Source organism: Limosilactobacillus reuteri subsp. porcinus (genome assembly GCF_036621895.1).
Taxonomy (GTDB): domain Bacteria; phylum Bacillota; class Bacilli; order Lactobacillales; family Lactobacillaceae; genus Limosilactobacillus; species Limosilactobacillus reuteri_J.
The window spans coordinates 1-5,142 of record NZ_LN887428.1 but is presented as its reverse complement, the minus strand read 5'-3'; the positions used below and the strand labels follow the sequence as shown (position 1 = coordinate 5,142).

Below are 5,142 nucleotides of genomic sequence, written 5' to 3'. Positions count from 1 at the left end.
CTAAGTGGGAGTAGTTCAATATAACAACTATCGAAGAAAAACAGGAGAATAACGCCTTGTAAAATGAAAAGAGACTGGAGAATTATTTTCAACAGCCTCTTAATGCGAATATTTGTTAAGATATCGTGGAAATCAACCACAAGGCTCGAGGCTAAGTCCGAACGATAATCAGCCCGTGCCGTGCTAATCACCGTTCTATCCTTAGCCCACCGCCTTGTCGAGGAGGTTAATTCCCACTTACTTTAATTTTCTTTGAAAAGCTTGTTTAGGCGGTCCATGAAGGCCTTAAGGTAACGTTCTTTGTCAACGTTAACAGCAACCTTAACATTAGGGTTAGGATCGTTTAACTTAGCGTTGTCACCGATTGTCCGACCATAGTAAGGTCCTTCTTGGTAAACAACCTTCATGAATAAGCTAATAGTTGAAACAAATGATGGGTCAATACCAACACCAACAGCTAATGGATCGTGGAGGGCACAACCACGCTTATCAATATCAAGGTTGTAGTAAGCGTCGATGTAGAAGTCGGTAATATCAGCAAAAGCCTTACCGGAAGCAGTGCCTAATTCACGCCATTGCTTTGTTTCGTTCTTAGTAAGAAGAGTACGAAGAGTAACATCAAGACCAACCATCGTAAGTGGCAAATTGGACTTCATTACTTCATCGGCAGCCTTTGGATCTTGGTTAATGTTAGCTTCTGCGACAGGAGTAACATTACCTTCAACAGTTAAGGCACCACCCATGAATGTGACATTACCAATCAAGTCAGCAATTTCAGGATCCTTCTTCAAAGCAGCAGCTAAGTTAGTCATTGGACCAGTAGGGATGATGATTAAGTCCTTGCCATACTTGTGAGCGGCTTCGATGTAGAAATCAACACCGGATTGTTCTTCAAGAACCCGACTTGGCGCAGGTAATTCAACATCACCGATACCGTTATCACCGTGGATATCCTTTGAAACTTGCATTACATCAAAGTGGTCAGTAGTGCATGAATGTGGAAGACCCTTAAATACTGGAATATCAGTGTGACCTAATAATTCCAATAACTTAAGGCTGTTTTCGGCACAAACATCTAATAGGTTGTTACCATATGAACTTACAATTCCGATTAGATCAACTTCTGGGTCAGCGAGCGCATAGGCAATAGCTAAAGCGTCATCAACACCAGTATCTAAATCAAGAATCATTTTACGTTTTGCCATAGTATTTATTCCTCCAATTTTAAGCAAAATCAATCTCTGTATATAATATGTTAATTTAAATTTTGAATAATTACAATTAAAATTTGAGACCGCTTACTAAATTTTAGAAAAATAAAGATGATATAATACTTCTAGAGATGAAAATGAAAGGATCAGAGGAGAAATGGCAGAGAAAATTTACGATGTGACAATTATTGGTGGAGGTCCAGCGGGGATGTTTGCTTCATTTTATTGCGGCCTTCATGAATTAGATGCCCAGCTAATTGAAAGCCTTCCACAACTTGGCGGACAAGTAGGGGCACTCTATCCTGAAAAACAAGTTTGGGATGTAGCGGGAATGCCAGGTGTAACTGGACATGACCTAATTGCTAAGCTAGAAGAGCAAATGGCAGTGGCACCGATTGACCAATTCCTCGGTGAAACTGTTGAGGACGTCATTAAAAAAGACGATGGAACCTTTACCATCAAATCAGCAAAGCGGGTATCCCGGTCACGAGCAGTAATCATTGCTCTTGGTAACGGGGCGTTTACTCCGCGTAAGCTTGCTTTAGAGGGAGCAGCTGAGATTGAAGGCAAGCAGCTTTCATATTTTGTTAATCATAAAGCTGATTATGCGGACAAGCGGGTTGCCATTCTTGGTGGGGGCGACTCCGCGATTGATATTGCCTTGATGCTTGAACCCGTTGCTAAGGAAGTCCACCTTGTCCATCGGCGGGACCAGTTCCGCGGTCTGGAGCATACTGTAACTCAGCTTAAACAGTCATCTGTACAACTGGATACGCCTTTCTTACCACGCGCATTAACGGTGGAAGACGATGAAACGGTAACGCTTGACCTTAAGAAGATGCGTAGTGACGACGAAGCACAATTGAATGTGGATAAGATTGTGGTTAACTATGGATTTACTTCTAACAATGCGGCCTTAAATCAGTGGTCCCTTGACTTAGCAGCAGAGCGCAACTTGATCAAAGTCGATTCAATGATGGAGACCAGTGTTGAAGGGGTATATGCGATCGGGGATGGTGTGACCTACCCGGGGAAAGTCGCATTGATTGCATCCGGCTTTGGTGAAGCACCGACAGCGGTAACCGCCCTAGCTAAGAAACTCTATCCCGATAAGCGAATGGCAATGCACAGCTCTTCAATGGGGATTACTAAATGAAAAAATGTCCCTACTGTAATACATTAAATCCAGACGATGCCGAAGTCTGTGAGAATTGTGGGAAACCCCTTAAAGGACAGATGCTTGCCTTAGTCTGTCCTAATTGTGGAAAAGTTAATGCATTAGGGTCACGAGAATGTTCAGTATGTCATACGAAGCTAAGTCAAGGTAATCATCAGCTAGTTTCACGCAAAATTACACCCAGAAAAAAATAATAAGCGGTGGGGGTATATCGCCCTCATCGCTTTTGGCCTTTCAATTGCTTTATTTACTTATTTAGGAACCAAAAACGCCAGTAATTCATTGACTCCAAATAAGACTGAAGCACTAGAATTCAGATACTTCGATAAAAATAAAAAAGTACTTTATAATGACTATTATATTTTAAATAACACAAACAATTTATTGCACCAACATTTCAGTATTGCATATATCGGAAGAGACGCGCAGGGAGCCCAACCACTTAAAGTAGTAAGCTTAAAGAAAGCCCAAAAATTATATCGTCAAAACAAACATTACTCGCTTTATGTTAGAAAAAGGGATGCAATAGTAAGTGGCCCGCAAAGGGTAATTATAAGGGATGGTGCCGAGATGTTTTCGACGGCTCCTGGTAGACATGATAAGATTTACCAACGAGAAAGGGACTCTTGTGTGGTCAAAGGCAATAAACAAGTAAAATTCATCAAAATTCAGACGTTAATTTTGAGTGATAACTATAATTGACGACTATTAAAAAGACTTAAGATTAAGTTATGAGAGCTTAATCTTAAGTCTTTTCTTAATGAATAATTATTTCTTGTGTAACAGAATGATTTGCTGACCGGCTATTATGCTGAATGAAGAGATAGCTGGCGAGGATAATCCGTAGATTACGAAGGCCGGCAATTAATGTATATTTCAGTTGGATAGTTGAAGTCCCTAAGTTGGTAGCAATACTGACTTAGGGATTTTTAGTGCAAAAGGCAATTTTTTACGTATATATCTTTATAGTGAGGTAGAAGTGAAAGGATTGAGGAAATGTGTAAGAAATTGCCAGAGAACTATGAAAAGGCCCTCGAAAAGTGGGAAAAGATGACTATTACGAGTGATCCAATGTTCGGGATGGTTATGCAGAATAAAGAAATTTGTTTAGAATTGATTAATCGTGCATTACCCCATTTAAAGGCAACTCAAATCGTCCAGTTAACAACTCAAAAAGATATTAATGTCGTAGCTGGCCGGCGCGTCCGTTATGATGTTTATGTGTAGGATGAAGATGGCAACAATATTGTTATTGAGATGCAGGTAGCTGACCGACAGAATTTGCCTTATCGCTTGCGGTATTGTCAAGAGCAAATAGATCATGGATTACTCTTGCCGGGCAAGGATTATCGCGATTTAAGTCTTCATCCGACCTATGTGCTCATGTTTTGTAATTTTGATTATTTTGGCTATGGTTGGGCTCGTTATGTGTTTGAAATGGCGTGTACTCGTAATCATCAGTTGAAATTAGGCGACCAACGGACAGTTGTGATCTTTAATGCCTTGGCTAAAGAATTTACTAAAGATGAGCAGCCGATTAAGAACTTCCTTGCTTTAATGCGTAATCGAGTAGACAATAAGAGTAAGTTTATTATTAAGATTCAAGACGAGATTATTAAGATTAAGCAGGAGCCAGAGAGGAGACGAGGCTTTATGAAGTTCGAGCTTGATTTAATGGACGCACGGCGAGAAGAAAGAGAAGAGTCGAAACAAAAATTAGTTAAGTTTTTAGCCAGTCAAAAGACTGCACCGTCAGAAATAGTGGCCGCTCTCGTTAATGTTTACCAAATGCCAGAAAAAACGGCTCGAGAATATGTTGCAGAGCATGTAAAGACTCCAAAGTAGTATTATTAATAAAATTCTTAAGGTGGACATGAATAACAATTAAAAGAAGTCTCTAACGTTTGAATTCTAAACACCAGAGACTCCTTATTTGTTTTAAATTTCTAAGAGATCAGCGGGCTTCATTAATGGGAAATCAGCGTCTTTAATACTGTCGGGATTTGCAGAAGAGTAAAGGGCGCCTGCAAACTTGGCACCAGCTGCATGGGCGGCTTTCATATCATTGATCGTGTCTCCAACATAAACAGTAGTGGCGGGATCTGCTCCCATTTTATCCATTGCCGCTAAAATAGGATCTGGAGCTGGCTTATGCTTTTTAGTATCAGCAGACGTAATGGCAACCTTAAATAACTTTGCAAAGTCATATTTGTTAACGAAGTATTCTTGGTATTCGTCAGCGAGTTTTGAAGTTGCGATGGCGATCCTTGCATCTTCACGATTGGCAAGGGCATTAAGCATTTCCGGAATTCCTTCAATCACTTTTACTTGATCAGCACGTTGATAAGCCAGCTTAAACCAGTCTTGTTGGATCGCCGGAATTTCATCCTCACTAATTCCAGCAAGACGGAGGGCATCTTGTCCCGTAATACCAAATAAGTCATGCTTAGTTTGCTCTACTTTGTCGGGTGCAACTGGGTGACCATGTTGAGCTAAAACATCAATCATTGCTGGCATATACATATCAATAGTATCAATTAAAGTGCCGTCAATATCAAAAATAAAATTCTCAATCTTCTGTGCCATTTTATTCATCCTTTATAAAATATAAGTATGTTCTTAATTGTATAACAATTTCAGAAAAGATTGAGATTAGAATAGCTGATAAATTACCTTTTTATCCATAAATTTGCGAGAATACCCCCACTTCTATAAGTAGGGGATGAATCGCTCTCTTAAAGTACGTTAGTGCTT

6 protein-coding genes are annotated in these 5,142 nt (G+C 40.0%); 4 read left to right on the top strand and 2 right to left on the bottom strand.

Going from position 1 to position 5,142, the window contains the following annotated elements:
- Positions 1-242: 242 nt before the first annotated feature.
- Positions 243-1,205 carry a nucleoside hydrolase gene (locus AACL61_RS06615; protein ID WP_086142328.1) on the bottom strand — a complete coding sequence of 321 codons (963 nt, stop codon included), beginning with the start codon at positions 1,203-1,205 and terminating at the stop codon, positions 243-245.
- 163 nt (positions 1,206-1,368) lie between these two features.
- Here AACL61_RS06615 and AACL61_RS06610 point away from each other — a divergent pair, with 163 nt between their 5' ends.
- The 4 genes from AACL61_RS06610 to AACL61_RS06600 all read left to right on the top strand — a co-directional run bounded on the left by AACL61_RS06610 (position 1,369) and on the right by AACL61_RS06600 (position 4,233).
- Positions 1,369-2,367 (top strand): NAD(P)/FAD-dependent oxidoreductase, encoded by a 999-nt coding sequence (locus AACL61_RS06610; protein WP_086142329.1) that lies wholly within the window; start codon positions 1,369-1,371, stop codon positions 2,365-2,367.
- Entirely contained in the window at positions 2,364-2,582 is a 219-nt protein-coding gene (locus tag AACL61_RS09940) for a zinc-ribbon domain-containing protein (protein WP_086142330.1), read from the top strand. Before AACL61_RS06610 ends, AACL61_RS09940 begins: the two co-directional genes overlap by 4 nt.
- Positions 2,583-3,384: 802 nt before the next feature.
- Complete coding sequence (locus AACL61_RS06605; protein ID WP_003670028.1) at positions 3,385-3,615, top strand: hypothetical protein; 231 nt, start codon at positions 3,385-3,387, stop codon at positions 3,613-3,615.
- 30 nt (positions 3,616-3,645) lie between these two features.
- Complete coding sequence (locus AACL61_RS06600) at positions 3,646-4,233, top strand: hypothetical protein (RefSeq protein ID WP_086142332.1); 588 nt, start codon at positions 3,646-3,648, stop codon at positions 4,231-4,233.
- A 93-nt stretch (positions 4,234-4,326) separates the two neighbouring features.
- Here the strand turns inward: AACL61_RS06600 and AACL61_RS06595 are convergent, their stop codons facing one another.
- Positions 4,327-4,983, bottom strand: a complete 657-nt coding sequence (locus tag AACL61_RS06595) for an HAD family hydrolase (RefSeq protein WP_086142333.1) — start codon at positions 4,981-4,983, stop codon at positions 4,327-4,329.
- Between the last annotated feature and the right edge of the window lie 159 nt (positions 4,984-5,142).

Coding starts and splice junctions, on each gene's coding strand:
- AACL61_RS06615 (WP_086142328.1), bottom strand. CDS start 1,205: ATGGCAAAACGTAAAATGATTCTTGATTTAGATACTGGTGTTGATGAC.
- AACL61_RS06610 (WP_086142329.1), top strand. CDS start 1,369: ATGGCAGAGAAAATTTACGATGTGACAATTATTGGTGGAGGTCCAGCG.
- AACL61_RS09940 (WP_086142330.1), top strand. CDS start 2,364: ATGAAAAAATGTCCCTACTGTAATACATTAAATCCAGACGATGCCGAA.
- AACL61_RS06605 (WP_003670028.1), top strand. CDS start 3,385: ATGTGTAAGAAATTGCCAGAGAACTATGAAAAGGCCCTCGAAAAGTGG.
- AACL61_RS06600 (WP_086142332.1), top strand. CDS start 3,646: ATGCAGGTAGCTGACCGACAGAATTTGCCTTATCGCTTGCGGTATTGT.
- AACL61_RS06595 (WP_086142333.1), bottom strand. CDS start 4,983: ATGAATAAAATGGCACAGAAGATTGAGAATTTTATTTTTGATATTGAC.